At 60.6% G+C, this 23,910-nt stretch carries 22 protein-coding genes; 15 read left to right on the forward strand and 7 right to left on the reverse strand.

What is annotated here, in order from left to right; translation table 11 throughout:
* The first annotated feature begins 96 nt into the window (after positions 1-96).
* From AC0V6T_RS15130 to AC0V6T_RS15170, 9 genes are all read left to right on the forward strand, one after another.
* Positions 97-1,029, forward strand: a complete 933-nt coding sequence (locus AC0V6T_RS15130; RefSeq protein WP_486128213.1) for a helix-turn-helix domain-containing protein — start codon at positions 97-99, stop codon at positions 1,027-1,029.
* Between the two features lie 152 nt (positions 1,030-1,181).
* Entirely contained in the window at positions 1,182-2,078 is an 897-nt protein-coding gene (locus AC0V6T_RS15135; RefSeq protein ID WP_486128215.1) for a helix-turn-helix domain-containing protein, read from the forward strand.
* Positions 2,079-2,175: 97 nt separating this feature from the next.
* Complete coding sequence (pheS, locus tag AC0V6T_RS15140; RefSeq protein ID WP_486128217.1) at positions 2,176-3,276, forward strand: phenylalanine--tRNA ligase subunit alpha; 1,101 nt, start codon at positions 2,176-2,178, stop codon at positions 3,274-3,276.
* Entirely contained in the window at positions 3,273-5,672 is a 2,400-nt protein-coding gene (gene pheT / locus AC0V6T_RS15145) for a phenylalanine--tRNA ligase subunit beta (protein ID WP_486128219.1), read from the forward strand. The genes pheS and pheT overlap by 4 nt, the downstream gene beginning before the upstream one ends.
* Positions 5,673-5,690: 18 nt before the next feature.
* Positions 5,691-7,211 (forward strand): peptide chain release factor 3, encoded by a 1,521-nt coding sequence (locus tag AC0V6T_RS15150; RefSeq protein ID WP_486128221.1) that lies wholly within the window; start codon positions 5,691-5,693, stop codon positions 7,209-7,211.
* Between the two features lie 37 nt (positions 7,212-7,248).
* Positions 7,249-8,124 (forward strand): alpha/beta fold hydrolase, encoded by an 876-nt coding sequence (locus tag AC0V6T_RS15155; RefSeq protein ID WP_486128223.1) that lies wholly within the window; start codon positions 7,249-7,251, stop codon positions 8,122-8,124.
* A 12-nt stretch (positions 8,125-8,136) separates the two neighbouring features.
* Complete coding sequence (locus AC0V6T_RS15160; protein ID WP_486128225.1) at positions 8,137-8,694, forward strand: pyridoxamine 5'-phosphate oxidase family protein; 558 nt, start codon at positions 8,137-8,139, stop codon at positions 8,692-8,694.
* A gap of 223 nt (positions 8,695-8,917) precedes the next feature.
* Complete coding sequence (locus AC0V6T_RS15165; RefSeq protein WP_007165571.1) at positions 8,918-9,256, forward strand: P-II family nitrogen regulator; 339 nt, start codon at positions 8,918-8,920, stop codon at positions 9,254-9,256.
* 18 nt (positions 9,257-9,274) lie between these two features.
* Complete coding sequence (locus AC0V6T_RS15170; RefSeq protein ID WP_486128228.1) at positions 9,275-10,600, forward strand: ammonium transporter family protein; 1,326 nt, start codon at positions 9,275-9,277, stop codon at positions 10,598-10,600.
* A 178-nt stretch (positions 10,601-10,778) separates the two neighbouring features.
* Here the strand turns inward: AC0V6T_RS15170 and AC0V6T_RS15175 are convergent, their stop codons facing one another.
* The 4 genes from AC0V6T_RS15175 to AC0V6T_RS15190 are packed head-to-tail and all read right to left on the reverse strand — an operon-like array spanning position 10,779 to position 14,246.
* On the reverse strand, positions 10,779-12,374 hold the full coding sequence (locus AC0V6T_RS15175; protein ID WP_486128230.1) for a GMC family oxidoreductase: 1,596 nt from the start codon (positions 12,372-12,374) through the stop codon (positions 10,779-10,781).
* 24 nt (positions 12,375-12,398) lie between these two features.
* A complete protein-coding gene (locus tag AC0V6T_RS15180) occupies positions 12,399-13,370 on the reverse strand; it encodes a sterol desaturase family protein (RefSeq protein WP_486128232.1) in 972 nt (323 codons plus the stop codon).
* 8 nt (positions 13,371-13,378) lie between these two features.
* Complete coding sequence (locus AC0V6T_RS15185) at positions 13,379-13,777, reverse strand: hypothetical protein (RefSeq protein ID WP_486128234.1); 399 nt, start codon at positions 13,775-13,777, stop codon at positions 13,379-13,381.
* A 37-nt stretch (positions 13,778-13,814) separates the two neighbouring features.
* Positions 13,815-14,246 carry a protein tyrosine phosphatase family protein gene (locus tag AC0V6T_RS15190; RefSeq protein ID WP_486128236.1) on the reverse strand — a complete coding sequence of 144 codons (432 nt, stop codon included), beginning with the start codon at positions 14,244-14,246 and terminating at the stop codon, positions 13,815-13,817.
* 287 nt (positions 14,247-14,533) lie between these two features.
* On the opposite strand from AC0V6T_RS15190, the gene AC0V6T_RS15195 reads away from it, so the two are divergent.
* From AC0V6T_RS15195 to queC, 6 genes are all read left to right on the forward strand, one after another.
* Positions 14,534-15,322: a cold-shock protein gene (locus tag AC0V6T_RS15195; RefSeq protein WP_486128238.1), complete on the forward strand. Its 789-nt coding sequence runs from the start codon at positions 14,534-14,536 to the stop codon at positions 15,320-15,322.
* A 120-nt stretch (positions 15,323-15,442) separates the two neighbouring features.
* Entirely contained in the window at positions 15,443-16,642 is a 1,200-nt protein-coding gene (locus AC0V6T_RS15200; RefSeq protein ID WP_486128240.1) for an acetylornithine transaminase, read from the forward strand.
* On the forward strand, positions 16,642-17,583 hold the full coding sequence (gene argF / locus AC0V6T_RS15205; RefSeq protein ID WP_486128242.1) for an ornithine carbamoyltransferase: 942 nt from the start codon (positions 16,642-16,644) through the stop codon (positions 17,581-17,583). The genes AC0V6T_RS15200 and argF overlap by 1 nt, the downstream gene beginning before the upstream one ends.
* Before the next feature lie 52 nt (positions 17,584-17,635).
* The gene (gene hslO / locus AC0V6T_RS15210) at positions 17,636-18,541 is read left to right on the forward strand and encodes an Hsp33 family molecular chaperone HslO (protein WP_486128633.1); all 906 of its coding nucleotides are present in this window, start codon (positions 17,636-17,638) and stop codon (positions 18,539-18,541) included.
* 85 nt (positions 18,542-18,626) lie between these two features.
* Positions 18,627-19,040, forward strand: coding sequence for a DUF3617 domain-containing protein (locus tag AC0V6T_RS15215; RefSeq protein WP_040464992.1), 414 nt, complete (start codon positions 18,627-18,629; stop codon positions 19,038-19,040).
* A 60-nt stretch (positions 19,041-19,100) separates the two neighbouring features.
* Positions 19,101-19,799, forward strand: a complete 699-nt coding sequence (gene queC, locus AC0V6T_RS15220; protein ID WP_486128244.1) for a 7-cyano-7-deazaguanine synthase QueC — start codon at positions 19,101-19,103, stop codon at positions 19,797-19,799.
* 109 nt (positions 19,800-19,908) lie between these two features.
* Here queC and AC0V6T_RS15225 read toward each other — a convergent pair whose 3' ends face one another.
* The 3 genes from AC0V6T_RS15225 to AC0V6T_RS15235 form a co-directional block, all read right to left on the reverse strand.
* Complete coding sequence (locus AC0V6T_RS15225) at positions 19,909-21,051, reverse strand: OmpA family protein (RefSeq protein ID WP_486128246.1); 1,143 nt, start codon at positions 21,049-21,051, stop codon at positions 19,909-19,911.
* A 179-nt stretch (positions 21,052-21,230) separates the two neighbouring features.
* Entirely contained in the window at positions 21,231-21,695 is a 465-nt protein-coding gene (locus AC0V6T_RS15230) for a DUF2793 domain-containing protein (RefSeq protein WP_486128248.1), read from the reverse strand.
* A 17-nt stretch (positions 21,696-21,712) separates the two neighbouring features.
* Positions 21,713-23,893: a phage tail protein gene (locus tag AC0V6T_RS15235; protein ID WP_486128250.1), complete on the reverse strand. Its 2,181-nt coding sequence runs from the start codon at positions 23,891-23,893 to the stop codon at positions 21,713-21,715.
* Positions 23,894-23,910: the final 17 nt, after the last annotated feature.

Genomic DNA, 23,910 nt, shown 5'->3' on the forward strand with positions numbered 1-23,910 from the left:
GCGTCTCATGCACCGCGCTCTTGTAGTAATGCGCCAGAACGCTTGTAGAACTGCGTCAATTGGCGCAGACTTCAACTCATGGGGATTGAGCAGGACATGCGAACCGGGGCGATCGCCCCCGCAGCCGGGCTGACGGGGCCCCAGCACTCTGTCCGCAGCCAGTTCTTCGCACCGACGAGCGAGTTCGACGGATGCTTCACGACGTTCTACCACCTTGAACTCGACGTGGCCGATGGCGGCACGGTCAAAGACTACCTGCAGCCCGAATGGGGCAATATCCGCTTCTTCAGCGGATCGCTGCCGAAATCGCAGATCGGCGAAACCTCGCTTGAGGGAGCAAGGTTCAACACCACCGGCCCAAGCTCGCTGCCCTGTGACTTCACCGTGGGCACGACGCGGATGTGGGGGATCGGCTTTCTCCCGATGGGCTGGGCGCGTTTCGTCGATGCGGAAGCCTACGACCTTGCCAACACGGTCTTTGAAGGAACCCAGCACCGGGCCTTTCGCAAGTTCGATGAGCTGTCAGGCGTGCTGTGCGATCCCGATGCGACGCTTGAAGAGCAATATGCTCACATCATCGAAGTGATGGGCAGGCTGATGCGGCCCTCGCGTGATGAGCCCAAGATCGTGCGCGTCCATGCAGCCCTTGTCAGCGGAGAGCATTTCGCGGTGGGCGACCTTGCCGACGCCTGCGGGATGAGCATTCGCACCCTCGAACGGGTTTGCCACCGCTACTTTGGCTTCGCACCCAAGCTGCTGATGCGTCGCCAGCGCTTCATGCGCAGCCTCACCAGTTTCATGCTCCATCGCGGACAGGGTAGCAGTGTGCGGTGGACCGAAGCGATGGACGGCGACTATCACGACCAAGCGCAGTTCACGCGCGAGTTCACCGAATTCATGACGATGACGCCGAGCCAGTATGCGGCGCTCGACAAGCCGGTGCTGACCTCTTTCATGGAAGCCAGGGCCCGCGTCTGGGGAAGCGCAGCGCAGACGCTCGATGAACCCAAACAGGGTGAGGGGACCTAACTCGCACGACGATCCGTGCAGTTTGCGGTTTCCTACCGGGCAAGGCGTCCCTATGTAACAGCTCTTCACAAGTAATGGGGTGAAGTCTCAGGCGGCCTTAAGCGGGGCCAAAGGGACCACAAAACGGGCAGTTGGGGGTTCGCACACCGTAAATGCGGAACGAGTTGGGTAATGCGATCACGATCCGCTTCGCGCTGCCTGCTGAAGAGCTGCGCCCTTATGTGACGACCTATTACTGCACAGAAGTTGCCGCTTCGCCCAAAGAGCCGGTGCTCGAAGATTACCTGCATCCCGAATGGGCCAATCTGCGCTTCATGGACGAGGGCTGGGCGCAGAGCGCGATCGGCGATGCGCCGCTTGAAGCGTCGCCCGCCTTTTCGGCTACCGGCCCGACCAGCAAGGCGGCCCGCTTTCGCATCGGCACGGGAAGGAGTTGGGGCATCGGCCTTATGCCGCTAGGTTGGGCAAACTTCGTGGACGCCCCCGCGAGCGATTACGCTGATCGCACCGCTGACGGGAATGCCGACAACGCCTTTGCCGCGTTCCAGCCGCTTGCCCGCGCTCTGGCCGCAAGCACTGGCGACTTTGCATCCGAACTGCGCCTGATCGAAGCGCACATGGCGCAGATTGCCCCCACCGAGAATGCATCGGCGCAGGCGATTCAGCGCATCAATGCGCAGCTGGTCGATCCAGAGCTTTCGAAGGTCGCCGATCTCGCCGACCGGGTGGCGATGAACGTGCGCTCGCTTGAGCGGCTGTCGAAGCGCGCTTTTGGCTTCACTCCCAAACTGCTGCTGCGCCGCCAGCGGTTCCTGCGCAGTCTTGCCCAGTTCATGCTCGATCCCTCGCTCAGATGGCTTTCGACGCTCGACTACCAGTATCACGACCAGGCGCATTTCGTGCGCGATTTCAAGCGCTTCATGGGCATGAGCCCGACTGCCTATTCAAGGCTGGAGAAGCCGCTGCTGGTCGCTGCTGCCCGGGCGCGCATGGCGATTGCGGGCGAGGCGGTGCAGGGCTTGCACGACCCGCGCACCAAGGGTTCGTAAGCCACACCCGCACCTGGCTCGCTCGCACCTGCAACAAGCGCTTTGCAACTGGAGCCAATAGGCGCTAGCGGACCCGCTCACCCAAGCAGGCCAGACAATGACCGAACTGACACAACAAAAGACCACCGCTCTCGAAGCGATCGCGGCCTCGACGTCGCTCGATGCGCTCGAGGAACAACGCGTTGCCGCGCTCGGCAAGAAGGGCTGGGTAAGCCTTGCTCTCAAGACGCTCGGCCAGATGAGCCCGGAGGAGCGCAAGGACGCAGCTCCCGCCATCCAGGCCGTGCGCGCCGAAGTCGCCGAAGCCATCGACGCGCGCAAGGCTGCGCTCGAAGCGGAAGCTCTCGAAGCGCAGCTGGCAAGCGAGACGATCGACCTGACGCTGCCCGCACCGAACACTCACAAGGGCTCGATCCACCCGGTGAGCCAGGTGATGGACGAGCTGGCGGAGATCTTCGCCGACCTCGGCTTCCAGGTCGCGACCGGTCCTGAGATCGAGGACGACTGGCACAATTTCACCGCGCTCAACATGGATGAGAGCCACCCGGCGCGCGCGATGCACGACACGTTCTACTTCCCGGACAAGTCGGCTGATGGCGGCGAGATGCTGCTGCGCACGCACACGTCACCGGTGCAGATCCGCTCGATGAAGGAGCAAGGCGCGCCCATCCGCATCATCGCGCCGGGCCGCGTCTATCGCTCTGACAGCGACGCGACGCACACGCCGATGTTCCACCAGGTCGAGGGCCTCGTCGTCGACAAAGGCATTCATCTGGGCCACCTCAAATGGACGCTGGAGACCTTCTTCAAGGCCTTCTTCGAGCGCGAGGATATCACGCTTCGCCTCCGCCCCTCCTACTTCCCCTTCACCGAGCCTTCGGTCGAAGTCGATGTCGGCTATTCGAATGAGGGCAACCGCCGCGTGGTCGGCGGTCATGGCGATGATGAAGGCCATGACTGGATGGAACTGGGCGGCAGCGGGATGGTGAACCGCCGCGTGCTCGAAATGGCGGGCGTCGATGCGGACGAGTACCAGGGCTTTGCCTTCGGCCTCGGCATCGACCGCATTGCGATGCTCAAATACGGGATGAACGACTTGCGCGCCTTCTTCGATGGCGATCCGCGCTGGCTGCAGCATTATGGCTTCTCGCCCTACGATCAGCCAACCCTCTCCGCAGGTGTAGGAGCGCGGCCATGAAGTTCTCGATCACGTGGCTGAAGGACCACTTGGAAACCGATGCTTCGTTGCAGGAGATCACCGATACGCTGAACGCGATCGGGCTTGAGGTCGAAGGCGTTGAAGACCCGTCGGAAACGCTTGCCGGCTTCAAGGTCGCGAAGGTGCTGACGGCAGAGAAGCACCCCGATGCGGACAAGCTTCAGGTGCTCACCGTCGACACCGGCGAAGGCGATCCGCTGCAGGTGGTCTGCGGCGCCCCCAATGCGCGTGCTGGCATGAAGGGCGTGCTGGGCCTTCCCGGCGCGGTCGTTCCGGCCAGCGGGATGGAGCTCAGGAAAAGCGCCATTCGCGGGGTCGAATCGAACGGCATGATGTGCTCGGTTCGCGAACTTGAGCTGGGCGATGAGCATGATGGCATCATCGAACTGCCCGAAGATGCGAGCGTCGGGCACTGCTTTGCTGACTATCAGGGCTCCTCGCCGATCATTGACGTCGCAATTACGCCGAATCGCCCCGACTGCATGGGTGTCTACGGCATTGCCCGCGACCTTGCGGCAGCTGGCCTCGGCACGCTGAAGCCCATCGCCTTTCCCGAATTCTCAGCCTCGGGCGAGTGCCCGGTCGAGATCCGCACCGACGATCCCGAAGGCTGCCCGGCCTTCTTTGGCCGCGTGATCAAGGGGGTGACAAACGGTCCGTCGCCTGATTGGCTGCAGCAGCGGCTGAAGAGCGCGGGCCAGCGTCCGATCTCGCTGCTGGTTGACCTCACCAACTACCTGATGCTCGCGTTCGGGCGTCCGGCGCACGTTTACGACCTCGCCAAACTGTCGGGCGCAGTCGTCGCCCGCCGCGCGAAGGGCGGCGAGCAGGTGCTGGCGCTGAACGAGAAGACCTACACGCTCGATGAGAGCATGGTCGTGATCGCGGACGACAACGAAGTCCACGACATCGCAGGCATCATGGGCGGCGAGAATTCGGGCGTTCAGGACGACACGACCGACGTACTCCTCGAGATCGCTTACTTCGACCCGCCGCGCATCGGCGTCACGGGTCGCAAGCTGGGCCTGGCCTCCGACGCGCGCACCCGGTTCGAGCGGGGGGTCGATCCGGCATTCCTCGAAGACGGTCTCGACCTTTTGACCGGCCTGATCGTCGAACTTGCAGGCGGAAGCGCGAGCGAAGCCGTGCAGGCCGGCGTGCCTCCGATGGCTCCCAAGGTCGTGCTGTTCGACACCGATCTGACCGCCAAGCTGGGCGGCGTCACAGTGCCAGCCGACGAGCAGCGCCGTATTCTTGAAACCCTCGACTTCACGGTTGATGCCAACTGGAACGTCACCTGCCCGCTGCGCCGTCACGACATCGAAGGGCCCGCTGACCTCGTCGAAGAAGTCGTGCGCATCCATGGCCTCGACAAGGTCGAAAGCGTTGCACTCCCTCGCATGGACGGCGTGGCTCGTCCGACTGCTACGCCGCAGCAGCAGATGGAGCGTAAGCTTCGCCGCGCAGCTGCCGGAAGCGGGCTGGACGAGGCAGTGACCTGGTCGTTCCTGCCCGAAGATGCCGCCGCGCACTTCACCGCGACCGACGATCTGTGGAAGCTCGACAACCCGATCAGCGAGGACATGAAGGTCATGCGCCCCTCGCTCATTCCGGGCCTGCTGATCGCCGCCAAGCGTAATGCCGATCGCGGCGCGGGCGCTTCGCGCGTGTTCGAACTCGGCCGCCGCTACTTCCGCGGCAAGAATGGCATGAGCGACGAGCGCGCGACGCTTGGCGTGGTGCTGACGGGTGAGAAGGTCCAGCGCGGCTGGGCAAGTGGCAAGGCCGCGATGTACGATGCCTACGACGCGAAGGCCGCCGCGCTCTCGCTGCTCGAGGCGGCAGGCGCACCTGCGGATAAGCTGATGGTGATGGGTGAGGCTGGCGACCAGTTCCACCCGGGACAGTCGGCAACCCTGCGCCTTGGTCCCAAGAACGTGCTTGCGCGCTTCGGCATGCTCCATCCCGCAACGCTCAAGGCGTTCGACATGGATGGCCCCGTCGCAGCGGTCGAGCTGTTCCTCGATGCGATCCCGGCGAAGAAGGCACCCAAGGGGCCGGTCAGCTTCGCACGTCCGGGCTTCACGCCGCCCGCGCTGCAGGCCGTGACCCGCGACTTCGCCTTTCTCGTGCCCGCCGACCTTGCAGCAGAAGACCTGCTCAAGGCAGTTCGCGGCAGCGACAAGACGAACATCACCGCCGCGCGCGTCTTCGACCTCTTCACCGGCGAAGGCGTGCCCGAGGGCAAGAAATCGCTCGCAATCGAGGTGACGCTGCAGCCGCAGGACAAGAGCTACAAGGACAAGGACCTCAAAGCGATTGCCGACAACGTGGTCGCCGCTGCGGCCAAGCTGGGAGCGGAACTGCGCGGCTGATCCGCAGGCCAGATTGTCATGTCGAACAGAAGAACCTTCGCGATCATCTCGCACCCTGACGCGGGTAAGACGACGCTGACCGAAAAGCTGCTGCTGCAAGGCGGCGCGATCCATCTGGCTGGCGAGGTTAAGGCGCGCGGGGCTGCGCGGCGGGCGCGCTCGGACTGGATGAAGATCGAGCAGCAACGCGGCATCTCGGTGACGTCCAGCGTCATGACCTTCGAACGAGACGGCGTGACCTTCAACCTGCTCGATACGCCGGGGCACGAGGATTTCTCCGAAGACACCTACCGCACGCTGACTGCGGTGGACTCGGCGGTGATGGTGATCGACGCGGCCAAGGGCATCGAGCCGCAGACGCGCAAGCTGTTCGAGGTCTGCCGGTTGCGCAACGTCCCGATCATCACCTTCGTCAACAAGGTCGACCGCGAAGGCCGCGATCCGTTCGAGACACTTGATGAAGTCGCCGACATGCTCGCGCTCGACGTCAGCCCGCAGGGCTGGCCGATCGGCATGGGCGGACGCTTTGAAGGCATCCTCGATTTCGCGACCGGCGAAGTGAGCCGCCCCGAAGGCGCTTCCAAGGAGTTCCTCGGCAAGCGCGACGCTGATCCCGAAATCCCGGACGAATTCGCCGAGGAAGCCGAGCTCGCGCAGGTTGGCTATCCCGAATTCGACCTCGAAGCCTATCGTAGCGGCGATCTGACGCCGGTCTATTTCGGATCGGCGCTCAAGAATTTCGGTGTCACCGAACTGATCGAAGCCATCGCGCGGGTAGCACCCCCGCCGCGTCCGCAACCTGCAGGCGAGGAACAGATCGCGCCTGACCACGGCGAGGTCACCGGCTTCATCTTCAAGGTGCAGGCCAATATGGACCCCAATCACCGCGACCGCATCGCTTTCATGCGGCAGGTGTCGGGCACCTTCAAACGCGGTATGAAGCTGACGCCGTCAGGCCTTGGCAAACCAATTGCGATCCACTCGCCGATCCTCTTCTTCGCGCAGGATCGCGAGATCGCCGACACGGCAGAAGCGGGCGACATCATCGGCATTCCGAACCACGGCACGCTGCGCGTGGGTGATACCCTGTCGGAAAAGAACGAGCTTCGCTTCACGGGCCTCCCGAACTTCGCGCCGGAAATCCTGCGCCGTGTGCAGCTGAAGGACCCGACCAAGACCAAGCAGCTTCGCAAGGCGCTCGATGATTTGTCCGAAGAAGGGGTGATCCAGGTGTTCTATCCCGAGATCGGCGCACAGCACATTGTGGGCGTGGTCGGTCAGCTGCAATTGGACGTGCTCATTTCGCGGCTGGCAGCGGAATACAAGGTCGAGGCCGCACTTGAAGCCTCACCCTTCGCGACCGCGCGCTGGATCAAGGGCGATGCGAAGGCACTTGCCGAATTCGAGAGCTTCAATCGCGCCAATCTCGCGCGTGATCGTGACGGCGATCTCGTTTTCATGGCCAAGAGCCCGTGGGATGTGAACTATCAGGTCGAGAAGAACCCCGAGCTTACGTTTAGCGCGACCAAGGAAAGGTGAGGTTGCGAGCCGCGCAACTTCGCGCCATGGGAACCGCATGAACGGTTCAGGCCCCACTTCACAAAGCTTCATCTCTCAGCGGCTCAAGCTCAATTACGAGGATTGGGGAGGCAGGGGAAAGCCGCCATTAGTGCTCGTCCATGGTGGACGCGACCATGCCCGCAGCTGGGACTGGACCGCCGAGGCGCTGCGTGACGAGTACCATGTCATCGCAATGGACCACCGCGGCCATGGAGACAGCGACTGGGTGTCCGACGGCAATTATGGCGCAGGCGATATGGTCTATGACCTTGCCCAGCTAATCCATCAGCTTGGCGTTGGCCCGGTGCGGATCGTGTCGCACTCGATGGGCGGCAATGTCGCGCTGCGCTATTCCGGCATGTTTCCCGAGATGGTGACCAAGCTTGTGGCGATTGAAGGTTTGGGCCCGTCGCCTGAATGGAAGGAAAAGCAGCGCGAGACGCCTTATCCTGAGCGTATGCGCGAATGGATCGAGAAGAAGCGCAAGGCGGCAGGGCGAAGCCCACGCAAATATGAGAGCATCGAGGCTGCCTTTGCGCGGATGATCGAGGAAAACTCCTATCTCACAGAGGATCAGGCGCGCCACCTCACCATCCACGGCGTCAACCGCAACGAGGACGGCACGTACAGCTGGAAGTTCGACCCGCACCTCAATGTCTGGGGCGTTGAGGATATCGCCGACGAATTCATGGAAGCGATCTGGGGCGCGATCACCTGTCCTACGCTCCTGATGTACGGCGCAGACAGCTGGGCCTCGAACCCGGAGAAGGACGGGCGGATCAAGCACTTCAACACCGCCGAGGTGATAGAGTTCGAAAAAGCGGGTCACTGGCTACACCACGACCAGTTTGACCGCTTCATCGGGGTCGTGCGAGACTTCCTCAAGGACTAGGAGACCAAGAACATGTCTGATTTCTTCGACGCGCTTGAACCCAAACACGTAGCGATGATCGAGAAACAGCCGGTGTTCTTTGTCGCTACTGCCGCCGCGGATGCGCGGATCAATCTCAGCCCTAAGGGCTACGATGCTTTTCGCGTGCTCGAGCCGGGCAAGGTCGCTTATCTCGACCTTGGCGGATCGGGGAACGAGACTCACGCCCACCTGGCTGCGGATGGCCGCATCACCATCATGTTCTGCAATTTCGAGCGGCCAGCGCTGATCCTGCGCATATATGGTCGAGGGAGGCCGGTTCTGCCGCAGGATGCCGAGTGGGAGGAGCTTGCGGCCAACTTCACGCTTCTTCCCGGCACGCGACAGATCTTCGTAATCGACATCGACAGCGTCCAGACCAGCTGCGGCTGGGGCGTTCCTTTCATGAGCCTCGAGGGTGAGCGCGAAACGCTCAAAAAAGCCCACAAGCAGTCCAATCCGGAGGAGTGGGAGGCCAAAGCCGCATCTCGCACAAGCAGCATTGATGGACTGCCGACCCGCGCGACGACGCAATATATTGCAGGCGAGTAGCCCACTGCGGTTACAAAGTAACATCAGAGACGCGTCAATTGCGGTAAATCAACTAACCCTGCTCAATAAATAAACAAATGATTAAACCTTAGGCACGCACTTTTGTGCAGGTGCGAAGAAAGCGCCTGATTCCCCAGCGTCAACCGTGTTGCACAATTGTGGCACGCCCCTTGCAGACCAATTGGTCAGCCGGATGAGCCGGCCAAAGCCAAAGGGGGCACGGATGAAGTTCATCATCGCCATCATAAAACCGTTTAAGCTTGATGAGGTCCGCGAAGCGCTGGGCTCCATCGGGGTCGCCGGGATGACTGTTTCCGAAGTTAAGGGGTTCGGCCGCCAGAAGGGCCAGACCGAAATCTACCGCGGGGCCGAATACTCCACCAACATGTTGCCGAAGGTGAAGCTGGAGATCGCTGCGAGCGACGATATCGCTCCGCAAGTGGTCGAGACGATCCAGCAAACCGCCAACACCGAAGCCATCGGTGATGGCAAGATCTTCGTGCTCGACCTTGCATCGGCCACCCGCATTCGCACCGGCGAAGCCGGCGAAACCGCGCTCTAATCCGGGGGACCTGAACTCATGAAAAAGCCTCTCCTTACCGGCGCTGCCCTATTGGCAGGCTCGGCATTCGCCGCGCAGCCCGCTCTTGCTGCCGTGCCTGACGCGGAAGTCGTTTCGGCTGGCACCGCGTATATCTTCAACACGCTGCTGTTTCTCATCGGCGGCTTTCTCGTCATGTGGATGGCAGCCGGCTTCGCAATGCTCGAAGCAGGCCTTGTCCGCGCCAAGAACACCTCCACCCAATGTATCAAGAATATCGGCCTTTATTCGATTGCCGGCCTGATGTTCTGGGTGATCGGCTATTCGATCGCGTATCCTGGCTTTGCCGAAGGTTCGCTTGGCCTGTTCGGCATCGGCGCTGCGCCTTATTCGATGCAAGGGGTAGGCGAAGCCGACACTGGCACGGGTTACTCGGTCGCATCCGACTGGTTCTTCCAGATGGTTTTCTGCGCCACCACCGCCTCGATCGTTTCGGGAACCGTGGCTGAGCGAGTGAAGATCGTTCCGTTCTTCATTTTCGTCACCATCCTGACCGGCATCATCTATCCGGTGGTCGTCAGCTGGGAGTGGGGCGGGGGCTACCTCGACACCGTCCACGGGTTCAGCGACTTTGCAGGTTCGACTCTGGTCCACTCGACCGGTGGCTGGGCTGCGCTTGTTGGTGCTGTCATCATCGGCGCTCGTGCCGGTCGCTATGGCGCGGATGGCAGGGTCAACGTATTCCCGGGCGCGAACATTCCGCTCGCAACGCTTGGTACCTTCATCCTGTGGCTCGGCTGGTTCGGCTTCAACGGTGCATCGCAGCTTGCGATGGGCACGGTTGGCGATGCTTCCGATGTTTCGAAGATCTTCGTGAACACCAACATGGCAGCCTGTGCCGGTGTGGTCGTCGCGATCATCCTCACTCAGGTCATGTACAAGAAGGCCGATGTCACCATGGCGCTCAACGGCGCACTGGCTGGCCTCGTGTCGATCACGGCAGAGCCTCTTGCACCCACCGTTGGCCAATCGATCCTGATCGGCGGTATCGGCGGCGTCATCGTGGTCCTGACGGTCCCGATGCTTGACAAGCTAAAGATCGACGATGTTGTCGGCGCCATCCCGGTTCACCTCTTCGCAGGTATCTGGGGCACGCTGATCGTTGCCTGGACTGGTGATGCGACCTTCCTTGGCCAGCTGGTCGGCGTGCTGCTCACCGCAGTCTGGGTCAGCCTAGCTTCGGCAGTCGTCTGGCTCGCTCTCAAGTACACCATCGGGGTCCGCCCGACGGAAGAAGAAGAGTTGGCAGGCCTCGATCATGCCGAGATTGGTGTGGAAGCCTATCCCGAATTCGCTCGAACCTGAGCGCATACAGTTTGGCGGGGGGAGGCTCTCTCTCTCTTCTCCCCTCTCCCCGCCAAAAGCCGTTCCTCCTGCGAACGAACAGACTGATGAAGGCCGGAGCGGCATGTTCGCTCCGGCCTCTTTTTTGTTGGGTTCGCTAAGCGCTGCGCGCCTTGGGTAGCGCCAACTGCACTACGTATTACGCGCCTACTTTTTCAGCCGCCTTGATGAAGTCAGCGCAGCGTTCGCCGATCATGATGCTGGGCGCGTTGGTGTTGCCGCTGACTATCTTGGGCATGATGCTCGCATCCGCGATCCAGAGGCCATCTATCCCGCGCGCTTTCAGCGTCGGATCGACGACAGCGTCGTCGTCCGCTCCCATCCGGCATGTACCGACCGGGTGGTAGACCGTGTCGGCACGCTCGCGGATCAGCTGATCGAGCGCATCGTTATCCTGAAGGTCAACCGGATGGCGGTCAGTGGGCCCGTAAACCTGCATCGCTGGCGTATCGACAATGCGGTGCGACAGGCGCACGCCCTCGCGCAGCACCGCGATATCGCGATCATCGTCGAGGAAATTGGGGTCGATCACCGGAGCCGCAGCTGCGTCCCGTGACCCGAGGCGCACAGTTCCGCGGCTTTCGGGGCGCAGCACGCAGGCGTGCAGCGAGAAGCCGTAACCCTTCACATTCTCGCGCCCATGATCCTCAAGTACCGCGGGGACGAAGTGCCATTGCACATCGGGCGCAGGAGCTTCGTCCATCACCTGCCAGAACCCACCGGCTTCGGCGAAGCAGGTGGTCATCGTCCCGGTGCGCTTGCGGCGATGCTCCAACACGGCGGCAGCCATCTTCAGCGTGCCTTTCAACGTGCCGCCGATCGGCACGTCGCTGTCGGTTTGCCAGCCGGAGACATAGTCGATGTGATCCTGAAGCTCGGAGCCCACCGCTGGCTTGTCGAGCACGACGTCGATGCCATGCTCCTTCAAGTGTTCGGCTGGGCCAATGCCCGACAGCATGAGGATTTGCGGCGAGCCGAATGCGCCCGCTGAGAGGATTACGCCATGCTTTGCGTGCAAGGTCTTCGACGTCTTGCCCTCGCGGATTTGGACCCCGGTGACCCGGCCATCCTCGATCACCAGCCTTTCAACCAGCGTCTTGGTGCGAACGGCGAAATTGCCCTGCTCGCGGATCGGCTCGACATAGCCGCGCGCGGCAGACCAGCGCTCGCCGTCACGCTGCGTGACTTGATAGAGGCCAAAGCCTGACTGTCGCTCCCCGTTGAAATCATCGTTGGTGCGAAGCTGGAGAGACGCGGCGCCTTCGACGAAAGCGTGGCTTGTGGGATTGGGCGCGCGTTGGTTGGAAACGAAGAGCGGACCTCCGCCGCCGTGATACTCGTCCCCGCCATTCTCGTTCGATTCGGACTTGCGGAAATAGGGAAGCACGTCGTCATAGGCCCAGCCGGTGCAGCCCATGTCTGCCCAGTTGTCGTAGTCCCATTTGTTTCCGCGGATATAGACCATCGCGTTGATGGCCGAGGATCCGCCCAAGCCCTTGCCGCGCGGCTGATAGCCAATGCGTCCGTTCAGGCCCTTTTGCGGGACGGTGTCGAACTTGTAGTTCGACGAGTTGCGGATGAAGGGCATGAAGCCGGGCGTCTTGATCAGGACGTTGTCGTTGCGCCCGCCCGCTTCGAGCAGGCAGACCCGCCGCGTTCCATCAACCGCAAGCCGGCCCGCTACAGCGCTACCGCCACTGCCACCGCCGATGACGATGTAGTCAAAGCTTTCCATATTCTCTCCTCTTGGCGAGGGAGGTTAGGCAGCTTGGCCGGGGCTTTCAATCGGGTTTCTTGTCGCAACCGAATTTGTGGCGGCATCGGCATGCGTTGTCTGCGCGTCTTGCCGCTCCAGCCAGCGCGCGCGTATCGTGTCGGATGTGTCGCGGCTGCCGTCATGCGTCCAGCCGGGCTCGCGCAGCAGGTAGGAAAGTTTGTGCCTCCATGGCGCGCTCCAGATATCGCGCACCATGCCGATCCATTCGTGGAACACAGCCCACAGCAGGTTGAACGAGCCTAGCTGTTTTATAATGCCGTAGCGGATCTGTTCTTCGTCGCGCTCTGGCTCGAAGGTGCCGAACATCTTGTCCCAGACGATGAAAACGCCCGCATAGTTGCGGTCGAGATAGCGCGGATTGGTTGCGTGGTGGACGCGGTGGTGGCTCGGCGTGTTCATGACCGCCTCAAACCAGCGAGGCATGCGGTCAATCGCCTCGGTGTGGATCCAGAATTGGTAGATGAGATTGAAGCCGCCACAGATCGCGATCATCAGCGGATGAAAGCCGAGCAGCACGAGGGGGATAGCGAACAGCAGGCCGAACGTGAAAGCGCCGGTCCAGCTCTGCCTGAGCGCAGTCGAAAGGTTGTAGTGCTGCGAAGAGTGGTGGTTCACATGGCTCGCCCACATCCAGCGGATGCGGTGGCCTGCACGGTGGACCCAGTAGTATTTGAGGTCATCGAGCACAAAGCAAAGCGGCCATGCCCACCAAACCGCCCACCACTCAGGGCCAAAATCGAACAACCGATATTCGTAGGCCTCGATAAAGACGTAAGCAGCAAACCCACCGAAAAGCGCGCCCGCCACCGTCGATCCCAGCCCAAAGGCGAGGCTGACGAGCGTATCCATCGGCTCGTATGCTTCCGGACGGCGCAGGCGCGACCAGATCATCTCGGCAAGCACGGCGACCACGAATAGCGGCACGGCATATTGGGTGGGCGCGAAGTCGGGCATTGAACGCTCTATAGCCGGTTGATCGCGTCAGCCCAATATCCGGGGTCGTCGAGAGATAACCGGACTGTTCCGAATCGCGCCTCTCCCGGATCCACGATCAGTGCATCGACCACCTCACTCACCGAAGCACGTGCGTCCAGCACCCTTCCAGCAAACTGATTGCCGTGGAGCTTGATCACAATGATCTGTCCCGATGCGTCGCGAGCAAGGGCGGCCGAGCCGCCGCGCGCGATCGATATGCGCGTGGCCTCGTAGCCATCGAGCACTTCCCGGGCGACCCGGCGCACATCGGCCTCATCCTTCAGGGCGGGTTTGCTCCCGAGCTTGAGCCAGCGCGCCAGCACAAAGAGCGCGAAGATCGCAGCCAGCGACCCGCCAAACTGAAGGAGGAGTGGGGGAATATCCATGCTTTATGAGAGATGCTGCCCGCAGCGAAATCTGGCTTCAGCGCGCTGAGAGCATGTCGATCATTGGTCTGATCGGGCTGACATCATAGCCTGCCGCCTTTGCAGCGCTGACTATCTCGTCAGGTGCGGCGCCGCTCTTCGCCTGAGCGAGGGCCCAGAGAAATGTCGAGCGTGTTCCGGACCGGCAATAAGCGAGAACGGGGCCGTTGGCGGCCTCGAGCGCAGCGACCATCTCGTTGACCTTCGCTTCGCTGAAACTGGAATGCCCAATCGGAATTGCGACATACTCAAGTCCCGCATCGTGCGCGAGGCTTGCGATCTCATCGCCCTGCGGCGCGCTTGGCTCCTCGCCATCGGGGCGATTGTTGACGATCATCGCAAAGCCCTGCTCCTTTGCAGCTGCAATATCCTCCGCGTCGATCTGCGGGCTTGCGGAGACGGAATTGGAGAGCTTGCGAAAATCTGACATCGTTCCTGCGCTTTCGTCTGGCTTGTCGCGACCTGCGTGGCAATGCCCTCGCTTGATCTGGCATGCAAGACCAACAGATCCATCAGGACCCCTCGAAATTGTCACATTTTTACGTCAAGACACTGTCTTGAGTTAAATCATTCGCATAGCGCCGCTTTGTGCGCTATGACTTGATCAATGAAGAGTTCTCTCGAATGTGGGAGCGCGATTCTTCGTCTGGTGCGGGTTGCTGCCCACGTTACCAGCGATTTGGAGGCCGGGTAGCGTGATAAGGTACGTACTAAGTTATGGGTTACGACAGGGGACGTCGGCGCGGACGGGACAAGCGGGACGGATTCGGCGAAGACAGCTTTGATCCATTTGGCGGCGGTGATGGCTTCTCGCCTCCTTCCGATTACGGAAATGATCGTGGTGGCGACCGTTTCGGCGGTGGTGATCGTTATGGCGGCGGAGGCGGTGGTGACCGCTTCGGCAGCGGTGATCGAAACGGAGGTGGCGGCGGCTTCGGCGGCGGTCCTCGTGGCGGCGGCGGTGGTGGCCGCGGCGGCGGCGCTGGTGGCGGTGGCGGCGGCTTCAACCGCATGCCCGCTCAGGTCGTTGGCACCGGCAAAGGCACGGTAAAGTTCTTCAACGGCCAGAAAGGCTTCGGCTTCATCCAGCAGGAAAGCGGTGGTGAAGACGTCTTCGTTCACATCAGCGCAGTCGAACGCGCAGGGCTCGAAGGTCTTGCCGAAGGCCAGGAGCTGGAGTTCAACCTGGTCGACCGCGGCGGCAAGGTGTCCGCCCAGGATCTGCAGGTTGTGGGTGACGTGATCGCCGTCCAGCAGGCCGGCGGCCCGCCCAAACGCGAACTCACAGGCGAAAAGGCAACCGGCACCGTCAAGTTCTTCAACAGCATGAAAGGCTTCGGCTTCCTCGTGCGCGATGATGGCCAGCCGGACGCTTTTGTTCACATCAGCGCAGTTGAGCGCTCGGGCCTCTCGGCGATCAACGAAGGCGAGCGTTTCGAGTTCGACCTCGAAGTCGATCGACGCGGGAAGTATTCGGCGGTCAACCTCGTGCCGGTGCAGGGCTAAAACTCTCAACATCCGGCCGTTTGACCATTCAGGTGAGCGGCCCTATTTCAAAGCGAATGGCGGCTCATAGACGAGCCGCCATTTGCTTTTGAGCTGCAAACACAATCAGGGATTAAACTCATGTCGATATCGCCGCTTATGCCAGTCTATCCGCGTTGCGGAGTACGGCCTGTCCGAGGCGAGCATTGCCACCTTATTGACGAGGACGGCACGCGTTATCTGGACTTTGCCAGCGGCATCGCGGTGAACTTGCTTGGCCATTCTCATCCCGGCCTAACCAAGGCGATCCAGGATCAGGCGGCGACCCTGATGCATGTCTCGAACCTCTATGGGAGCCCGCAAGGCGAGAAGCTGGCGCAGAAGTTGGTCGACAAGACCTTCGCCGATACCGTCTTCTTCACCAACTCGGGAGCAGAAGCGGTGGAAGGCGCGATCAAGGCAGCGCGCGCCTATCACCAGAGCGCCGGTGAGCACGGGGACAAGGATCGCTTTGAGCTGATTACGTTCAGCAATGCCTTCCATGGACGTACGATGGCGACGATCAGCGCGTCCAACCAGACCAAGATGCATCACGGCTTCTCGCCAATGCTCGAAGGTTTCAAATACGCGGAGTTCGACAATCTCGAGTCTGCGAAAGAATTCATCGGTCCGCGCACGGCAGGCTTCTTGGTAGAACCGATTCAGGGCGAAGGGGGCATCCGGCCTGCTTCCGACGGTTTCATGAAGGGGTTGCGCGAACTCGCCGACCAGCACGACCTGATGCTGGTTCTGGATGAGGTTCAGTGCGGCGTTGCTCGTACCGGTAAGATGTACGCTTACGAGCATTACGGGATCGAGCCAGACATTCTCGCCACGGCGAAAGGGCTAGGCGGAGGTTTCCCGATCGGGGCCGTTCTCGCAACCGAGAAAGCTGCGCGCGGCATGACCTTTGGCACGCACGGCTCGACCTATGGCGGCAATCCGCTCGCAATGGCCGCAGGCGGTGCTGTCATGGACGCGGTCGCAAACGAGGAATTTCTCGCTGAAGTAACAGAGAAGGGCGAGCGCATCCGAGCCCGGCTCGAACAATTCATCGGAAACTATCCAGAGCTGTTCGAACTTGTTCGCGGTAAGGGGCTGATGCTCGGGATCAAGATGAAGGTCGAAAGCCGGCCCTTCTTCGTCCACCTGCGCGATAACCACCAGCTTCTCACCGTTGCCGCTGGCGATCAAACTCTGCGCGTCCTGCCGCCGCTGGTGATCGGCGATGCTGAGATTGACGAGTTCTTCGAGAAGCTCTCGGCTGGGGCGGCAAGCTTCAAAGTGCCCGAGGCCGCGTGATGACTGTTGCCCGGCATTTTCTCGATCTTGGCGATGCCGGAGCCGACGCAATAGCCGCGATGATTTCGGATGCGCTCGACCGCAAGGAAGCGCGGCGCGATTGGCCGAAGGGCAAGACGGACGCAGATGAGCCGCTCAAGGGGCGTGTCCTGGCGCTCGTCTTTGAGAAGAACTCGACTCGAACCCGTGTCAGCTTTGACGTGGCGATGCGGCAGTTGGGCGGGACCGTGCTGATCCTCGAAGCGGGATCGAGCCAATTGGGCAGAGGCGAAACTATCGCTGACACCGCAAGAGTGCTCAGCCGGATGGTAGATGCGATCATGCTGCGCACCGACGATCATGCGAAGATCGAAGAAATGGCCCGCCATGCGAGCGTACCGGTCATAAACGGCCTGACCGATCGTTCTCATCCCTGTCAGATTGTGGCCGACCTCTTGACCATCATTGAGCATAAGAAGCCTTTACCCGGCCTCGAAGTTGCATGGTTTGGAGACGGCAACAACGTGTTGCACTCGGTTCTCGAGGCCGCAGGGCTGCTTAAGTTCAACGTGCGAGTGGCCACCCCAGAGGGTTACGAACCAGCGCCGGAGTTTGTCGAGATAGCTCGTTCAGGCGGCGCAAGCGTGACGCTGACGCATAACGCTCAGCAAGCCGCAGATGGCGCCGATGTGCTTGTTACGGACACTTGGATATCGATGGGTCAGGCAGATGCCGACGATAAGCGCAAAGCCATGGCCCCCTATCAGGTTAACGGCGACTTGATGGCGCGTGCCAAGCCCGAGGCAATCTTCCTACATTGCTTGCCGGCCCATGTGGGCGAAGAGGTGAGCGAGGATGTATTCGAAAGCTCCCAGTCAGTCGTATTCGACGAAGCAGAAAACCGCATCCATGCCCAAAAGTCAGTGCTTTTGTGGAGCTTCGGACTCTTGGCCAACGGCTGAGAATTTCAGGAACTCGGCAAGAGGGCTTCAAGGCAAGCATATCACCCACCATATGGTGTGGATGGAAAACCAACCTGAGACCTTTGCCGACAAGTTGCTCGGCTTTACACTGCCTTTGCGCAATGCCCGCGCCAGGGTTGTGAGACTAGACCGGGTTATAGACGACGTTCTTGCCGCCCATGATTACCCGCCCCCGATCACTCACCTACTAGGAGAAGCGCTGGTCCTCGGCGCCCTCATGGGCGGCTTGCTCAAAGCTGATGGCGACGATGCCCAACTGACAATGCAGGCTCAGACCAAGGACGGGGCGGTATCGCTTCTCGTGTGCGATTATCGCGGTGGGCAATTGCGCGGATATGCCGATTTTGACGATCCACGCCTGTCGCAGCTTGGGGCAAACCCGTCGCTGACCGCCCTCTTCGGTGAAGGATATCTCGCGATCACATTCGAGACTGGTCAGGGGCAGAGATACCAAGGAATTGTTCCGCTCGAAGGCGATAATTTGGCTCAGGCGTGTGAAAGCTATTTCACCCAGTCTGAACAGATCCCCACGCTAATCCGCATTGCCAGCAAGTCTTCTTCGACCGGGCGAGTTGCAGCGGGAATTCTTGTTCAGCATTTGGCAGACGGAGAAGAAGGCAGGGAGCGTCTGCATGTTCGGATGGATCATCCAGACTGGGAGCACATCGTCGCATTGGCGGGCACGATCAGTCACGAAGAGTTACTGGACCCCGCTCTGTCGCTGGAAGGCATCGCGTGGCGCCTTTTCCACGAAGAACCAGAGATCAGGATACAGCCAGGAGCAGCCCTTTCGCGAGGCTGTCGCTGCAATGCCGAGTATTATAACACCGTGATCGCGCGGTTTCCTGAGGCCGAACGGGAAGAAATGCGCGATGAGCAAGGACTTATCGTCGTTGACTGCGCATTTTGCGCAAAGAAATTTGAACTGTCCGTTTAACGATTTGCCGCTGTTCAGAAACGGCTCATCGTACTTAGCCTAATTTGGACAAGTGAAATTCATGCAATCCCGCAAGGACACCAATATGACTGAGCGTGTTCAACTCTCGCCGATTGGCATAATCGCAGCCTTGGGAATGATTATCCTGGGGCTCACGGTCCCGGCTGCCGCGCAGTCAGATAGCCTGTCCATGCTGACTGGGCTTTCGAAAGGCGAATGGACGATCAAACATCGAGACGGATCGGCAGATCGCAAGGTTTGTGTCAGGACCGGTGAGGAGCTCATTCAGCTTCGTCATATGACCTCGGGTTGCAGTCGGTTCGTTGTTGAGGACGATGCGAGCAAGGTGACCGTTCAGTATACGTGTCCCGGCAATGGCTATGGCCGCACCAACATCCGTAAGGAGACCGGCGCGCTCGTGCAGATTGAAAGCCAGGGAATTGCTTCAGGACTGCCGTTTCAATTTGTTGCAGAAGCGCGGCGTACGGGCAGCTGCTAGGTCTTAGACCAGTAAGTCGGGGTGGATTGCTAATTCGTCTACGTCCGCTAGTTGGTCTTGATGAAAAACAAAGGAAGCCAAAGCGGTCGACCCAAGGCGGTGGTTCTATTGTCTGGTGGACTCGACTCGATGGTCAGTGCGGCGACTGCTCTCGAGAATGGTTTCGACGTTCATGCCCTGACGATAGACTACGGCCAGCGCCATAGGCGGGAACTGGCAGCGGCGAGGTCGATTGCCGAGAAACTTGATCTGAGCAGCCAGACCGAACTCGCTCTCGATTTGACTGCATTTGGCGGATCAGCGCTTACTGACGAGATTGAAGTGCCGAAAGGAGGGGTCGGGGACGATATCCCGGTCACTTATGTGCCAGCGCGCAACCTCGTCTTCCTCGCGCTCACCACAGCTTGTGCTGAGGCCGCAGGAGCAAAAGACATCTTCATCGGGGTGAATGCGCTCGATTATTCAGGCTATCCTGATTGTCGGCCCGAATTCATTGCCAGTTTTGCGGAAACAGCAAAGCTCGGGACAAAGGCTGGCGTGGAAGGGGCTCCCTTCAAGATTCACGCGCCGCTCCAAAACATGACGAAGGCTGATATTGCGCGCGAATGCGCGAGGCTTGGCCTCGATCCGTCATGGAGCTGGTCTTGCTATGATCCGACGCCCGAAGGCCTTGCATGTGGCCTGTGCGATTCCTGTCGGTTGCGTAAGAAAGGCTTTGAAGAAGCGGGTCTCGTCGACACCACGCCCTACGCCAACTGATTGAAGCTCTTCAAAATCCTCTTTGAGACATCTGCGAAGATCGCCAAGCCAAAAAGAAAGGGGCCGGATCTCTCCGGCCCCTTCTTTACTTTGTGGCTGAAGCCAATCCTTACATGCCCGAGCCCGGACCGTAGGTTACTTCAACGCGGCGGTTCTGCAGTTCGCGAACACCGTCAGCGGTCGGAACACGCGGCTGTGATTCGCCGAATGCTTCACTGCTGATGCGGCCGTCAGGAATACCGCGACCCGTGAGGTATGCGCGGACCGATGCGTTGCGACGCTCAGCCAGACCCATGTTGTAGGTCACGCTGCCCGAACGGTCGGTGTGACCTGCGAGCATCACTGCAGCGGTGCCGCAGTTTGCGTAAGCCGTGACCGCGTTGTCCAGGATCGTCGCAGCATCAGCCGTGATGACCGATTCATCGAAGTCAAAGAAGACGATGTACGGGCCCGTGTTGCACGGCGGCGGCGGCGGCGGTGGAGGCGGCGGCGGCGGCGGTGGCGGAGGCGGCGGCGGCGGTGGTGGCGGCGGCGGCGGAGGAGGCGGAGGAGGCGGCGCTTCACCACCGAAGTTGTACGTCAGCGTACCAAGGATCGAGTGCGTGTTGAAATCGCCTTCGAGCGGACGACCGAGCGGGTCAATGATGCTCACGCTTTCGGCGTTGAAGTAACGATACTTCAGGCCGACGTCGAAGCTGTCGCTAAGCGGCGCACGGATACCTGCAAGCAGCTGCCATGCGAGACCGGTGTCGGAATCGTCCCACACGCCGGGGCCGTTGGTGTTCACGCGACCATCGAGATCGACACGAGCAACACCAACACCAGCGCCGGCAAAGCCCTGGATACCGTCGTCCGAACCGAAGTCGAACAGGCCGTTGATCATGAAGCTGAGCGCGCTCGTTTCACCGAGAGCGTCACGCACGTCAAAGAAGCGGTTGAAACCACCTTGAGCCGACGGGTTTAGCGCGAGGCCTTCCGTGCCTGCAGCCACTTCGTCGAGTTCAGCTTCTTTGTAGCTAACCTCTGCTTCGAGACGGAATGCTCCGAAGTCATAACCGACAAGCGCACCGAAGTCGCCTCCGGTATCGTGGTCAGCAACGGCGTCGCCGCGGCTGCCGTCTACATCAAATGTGGTGTCTTCGACGAGCATCACACCAGCATCACCCTGTACGTACCATTGACCTTCGCGGGCCATGGCGGGCGCGGTGAGTGCGGTCGAAGCCATCGCCAAGCCGATGACTAATTTACGCATTCTAGAATTCCCCTTCTTTTAAGTCTGAGGCGCCCAATATCTCTATCTTCTCCACAGATGAGTAGCAAGCGATCAATGGCGCAGATGTGTTGCAAGAATGCCGCTATTGGGGTGCTTTGCTGCAAAATGTGCAATTCTGACCAGAGCTCTTTGCAAGGCGGCCGCTGTTCCCAGCGCTCTTAAGCCGAGTTTCTCGGAAAAACTCCAATCATTCGAAGCGCTTCAATTAACTCGCCGATGGCGGCACGAGCTTCGCTATCGACAGTCGCCCCGCCGGTTGGGATTGCCGGTTCTGATGCTGCGCTCCAGCCTGCCTCGAAAAGCAGTGTCGCCATCGTTTCACGATTGGAGACCTGCATGCCGTCTTGAGGCGAGACATACTGCCAAGCCCCGGCGATCCACATAGCGATTTCGTCAACGTGGCCGGCCCATTCATCGATTGGGTCCGGACCAATCAGGAAACAGGCACCTTCTGCGGGATTGTCAGGCGGTGTGCTTGTGTGTTGCTCAACTGCACGAGGCAGCAAGGCATCGAGAATGGAAAAGGCTTGGTTCAGGAAGAATTCCTTTTGAGCCTGCCCCGAAAACAGCAGCGGTAGCGCGGCGTTTGGGGTGGTCGAGGGAAAGTGAATGGGGACAGCCATGACGAGTGCTCCTGGAGTTAGTCGATTGTTGCAAGCAGAAGGGCGCTTGATTGGCCGAAAGTGCCGATCTGTCTGACCCAAAGGGCGTTGCTGCCGTGTTGAGCTAGAAGCTCAGCCCGCATCGACTGCGAGAGCGAGAAGCTCGCAGTCGTTACAAGCCAAGCTTTTGCAGGATTTTCGCAAGAGCCATAACCGACGGTATAGGCTTCCTTTTCCTCAACGAGAGGCACCTCACTGGCATCGGGCCAATGCCACTGTCCACGTGCGCGCCTTGTCCAACAGAACGTTTGTTCACCGTCAGCCTGTCGGGTTGAGCGCGGCGCCATAGGCATAATCGGACGTTGCGATAAGCCCGCATTGTGAATGCTGGAAAAGACCGGTTCCTGGTCGGCGCGCCCGATGGCAGCGATCCTCGAACCTGCTCCCGGTTCCACCAAAGTCGGATCGATAGCTGTCAGTCTATGGTCTAGCAGCACAACGAGAGTCCCCGCTGCATGTCCTTCGGATGCAACGTCTTCTGTACCAGCGCGTGCTCGCAACAGGCCTTGGAGCCGCCACTGTGTCTCCGTGAGGCGCTGTGCAGACAAGAACTGGATGATCTCTCCCCCTACCAGCAAGCGATTGGCTCCCATGGCCAGCCCAGTCACATCGGTATCGTCGAACGCCAGGTCGTTCGCAGCGAGAGCGATGTCGAGGTGCGCATCTGGCTCCAGCAATGCGCCTGAGGACGGCCCGACTGGCGCAGATAGCTCGCCCGCGACTGCCCGGTCCTTGGCGCTCACACCGATTTCTTCGAGAGTTCCGGCGCGCTCGGCATAAAGAGCCGATCCCCGCCACCCTGCCCCCGAGGAGGATGCAGCCGCCATCACTACAGGATTGGTGGGCGATGAGCCATTCTCCGGGGGCAATTCAAAGGCCCAAAGGAGGCTTGGCGTCGCAATCAGATCCGCAGGGACGTTTGCAGCCCCTGCATCGCTCGACAAGGTTTCGGGAAGGACAGGTGCAAGTCGCTCGAGGCCAAGCTCAATTCCACGGTCGAACCACTCCCAGCTTCGCACCTTCCAGTTCCCGGTCTTGTTGGGCAGGCGAACCACGCTCCCAGGAGTTACACCGGGGTCAAGTTCTCCAATGCGCCAAACAACCTGCTCGTTGCGCCACCGAGCGCGGTAGGCGTTGGAATTTGCGAGCCTTCGTGCGCCTTGAGCGGTCATCGTGGCGGGTAGGTCGACCATCATCTCCCGGCCATTTGGGCGCAAGCCCGCCGCGCGTTGCACCCCTGGCTGATAGTCCCGTTGCTCGTCGTAATAACGAATGGCCAACGGCTCCGGGCCTGGCGCGGCCTCGCGCCGCGTGACTTGCTCGCTCGCCTCTTCGCTGTCGCGGTCAGACAGTTGTTCGGGCAGGACTGGAATTTCGCTCGGCAGGATACTCGCCGATGATAAGCGCAAGCCTTCACGCTGCGTCACGCAATCCATGGGAAAGACGCGGTTGATCGCGGAGAGTGAGGACCCGACTGCCCCTCCATCATCGGTAAATCCGCGAGCATCTTGAAGCTTGGATTGGGGTGAGCCCGAGATGCATTCCGGGACCAGCCGGTCGAGCGTTACCGCCGCGTCGTGGTCCGCGAATATCTCGAAGCTCAGCGCTGGGATGCGATTGCCATACTCGCCCAATTGCAAGTTTTCGAACACGACATAAGCGCAATCGCGAAAGGCGGGTGCCGATGTGCCCTTGTCGGCTGAGATTGCCGGGTCGACCGAATTGTCGCCCGTACCAAGGTAAACCCGCATATCGCCATCTGCCTTGAGGTCGCCGCTTGCACCTCGCAACAGATTGCCATCCGCCCATATGCGCCCAATTCCTGCGATCGGAGTGCTTGAAAGAGCGACGGCAAAGGAGACCGAATAGGAGTAGGTCGTGGTCGAAGGACGGCCCTTGCCGCCACCTTGTTTCGCCGAAGTTTCGACCAGATCTGTTGACCAGATGATCGTCCCTGCCGTTCGCACTCGCCCGAAGTTACGCGGAATTGACTGGCCGTACGTCGATGTGGTGACGGAGAGCTCTTTCAACCTCGGGCCTTCCCGAGCTCCGGCTCCGACAATGATGTTGTCAGCCTGTCTTCCGACGAAAGCACCGATTGCGCCCCCAAGCGGGCCGCCGATCGCAGTGCCGATCGCGGTGAATAACAAGGTGGCCATGGCCGCTCCTCAAATGT

It is taken from the genome of Erythrobacter sp. S158 (assembly GCF_057364915.1).

Excerpts from the sequence above, each read along its gene's own strand:
- AC0V6T_RS15225 (WP_486128246.1), bottom strand. The coding sequence starts at position 21,051 with ATGCGTAAATTAGTCATCGGCTTGGCGATGGCTTCGACCGCACTCACC.
- AC0V6T_RS15230 (WP_486128248.1), bottom strand. The coding sequence starts at position 21,695 with ATGGCTGTCCCCATTCACTTTCCCTCGACCACCCCAAACGCCGCGCTA.
- AC0V6T_RS15200 (WP_486128240.1), top strand. The coding sequence starts at position 15,443 with ATGTCGATATCGCCGCTTATGCCAGTCTATCCGCGTTGCGGAGTACGG.
- AC0V6T_RS15155 (WP_486128223.1), top strand. The coding sequence starts at position 7,249 with ATGAACGGTTCAGGCCCCACTTCACAAAGCTTCATCTCTCAGCGGCTC.
- AC0V6T_RS15165 (WP_007165571.1), top strand. The coding sequence starts at position 8,918 with ATGAAGTTCATCATCGCCATCATAAAACCGTTTAAGCTTGATGAGGTC.
- AC0V6T_RS15235 (WP_486128250.1), bottom strand. The coding sequence starts at position 23,893 with ATGGCCACCTTGTTATTCACCGCGATCGGCACTGCGATCGGCGGCCCG.
- AC0V6T_RS15150 (WP_486128221.1), top strand. The coding sequence starts at position 5,691 with ATGTCGAACAGAAGAACCTTCGCGATCATCTCGCACCCTGACGCGGGT.
- AC0V6T_RS15195 (WP_486128238.1), top strand. The coding sequence starts at position 14,534 with ATGGGTTACGACAGGGGACGTCGGCGCGGACGGGACAAGCGGGACGGA.
- hslO (WP_486128633.1), top strand. The coding sequence starts at position 17,636 with ATGGTGTGGATGGAAAACCAACCTGAGACCTTTGCCGACAAGTTGCTC.
- AC0V6T_RS15180 (WP_486128232.1), bottom strand. The coding sequence starts at position 13,370 with ATGCCCGACTTCGCGCCCACCCAATATGCCGTGCCGCTATTCGTGGTC.
- pheT (WP_486128219.1), top strand. The coding sequence starts at position 3,273 with ATGAAGTTCTCGATCACGTGGCTGAAGGACCACTTGGAAACCGATGCT.
- AC0V6T_RS15130 (WP_486128213.1), top strand. The coding sequence starts at position 97 with ATGCGAACCGGGGCGATCGCCCCCGCAGCCGGGCTGACGGGGCCCCAG.
- argF (WP_486128242.1), top strand. The coding sequence starts at position 16,642 with ATGACTGTTGCCCGGCATTTTCTCGATCTTGGCGATGCCGGAGCCGAC.
- AC0V6T_RS15185 (WP_486128234.1), bottom strand. The coding sequence starts at position 13,777 with ATGGATATTCCCCCACTCCTCCTTCAGTTTGGCGGGTCGCTGGCTGCG.
- AC0V6T_RS15160 (WP_486128225.1), top strand. The coding sequence starts at position 8,137 with ATGTCTGATTTCTTCGACGCGCTTGAACCCAAACACGTAGCGATGATC.
- AC0V6T_RS15190 (WP_486128236.1), bottom strand. The coding sequence starts at position 14,246 with ATGTCAGATTTTCGCAAGCTCTCCAATTCCGTCTCCGCAAGCCCGCAG.
- AC0V6T_RS15215 (WP_040464992.1), top strand. The coding sequence starts at position 18,627 with ATGACTGAGCGTGTTCAACTCTCGCCGATTGGCATAATCGCAGCCTTG.
- pheS (WP_486128217.1), top strand. The coding sequence starts at position 2,176 with ATGACCGAACTGACACAACAAAAGACCACCGCTCTCGAAGCGATCGCG.
- AC0V6T_RS15170 (WP_486128228.1), top strand. The coding sequence starts at position 9,275 with ATGAAAAAGCCTCTCCTTACCGGCGCTGCCCTATTGGCAGGCTCGGCA.
- AC0V6T_RS15175 (WP_486128230.1), bottom strand. The coding sequence starts at position 12,374 with ATGGAAAGCTTTGACTACATCGTCATCGGCGGTGGCAGTGGCGGTAGC.
- AC0V6T_RS15135 (WP_486128215.1), top strand. The coding sequence starts at position 1,182 with ATGCGGAACGAGTTGGGTAATGCGATCACGATCCGCTTCGCGCTGCCT.
- queC (WP_486128244.1), top strand. The coding sequence starts at position 19,101 with ATGAAAAACAAAGGAAGCCAAAGCGGTCGACCCAAGGCGGTGGTTCTA.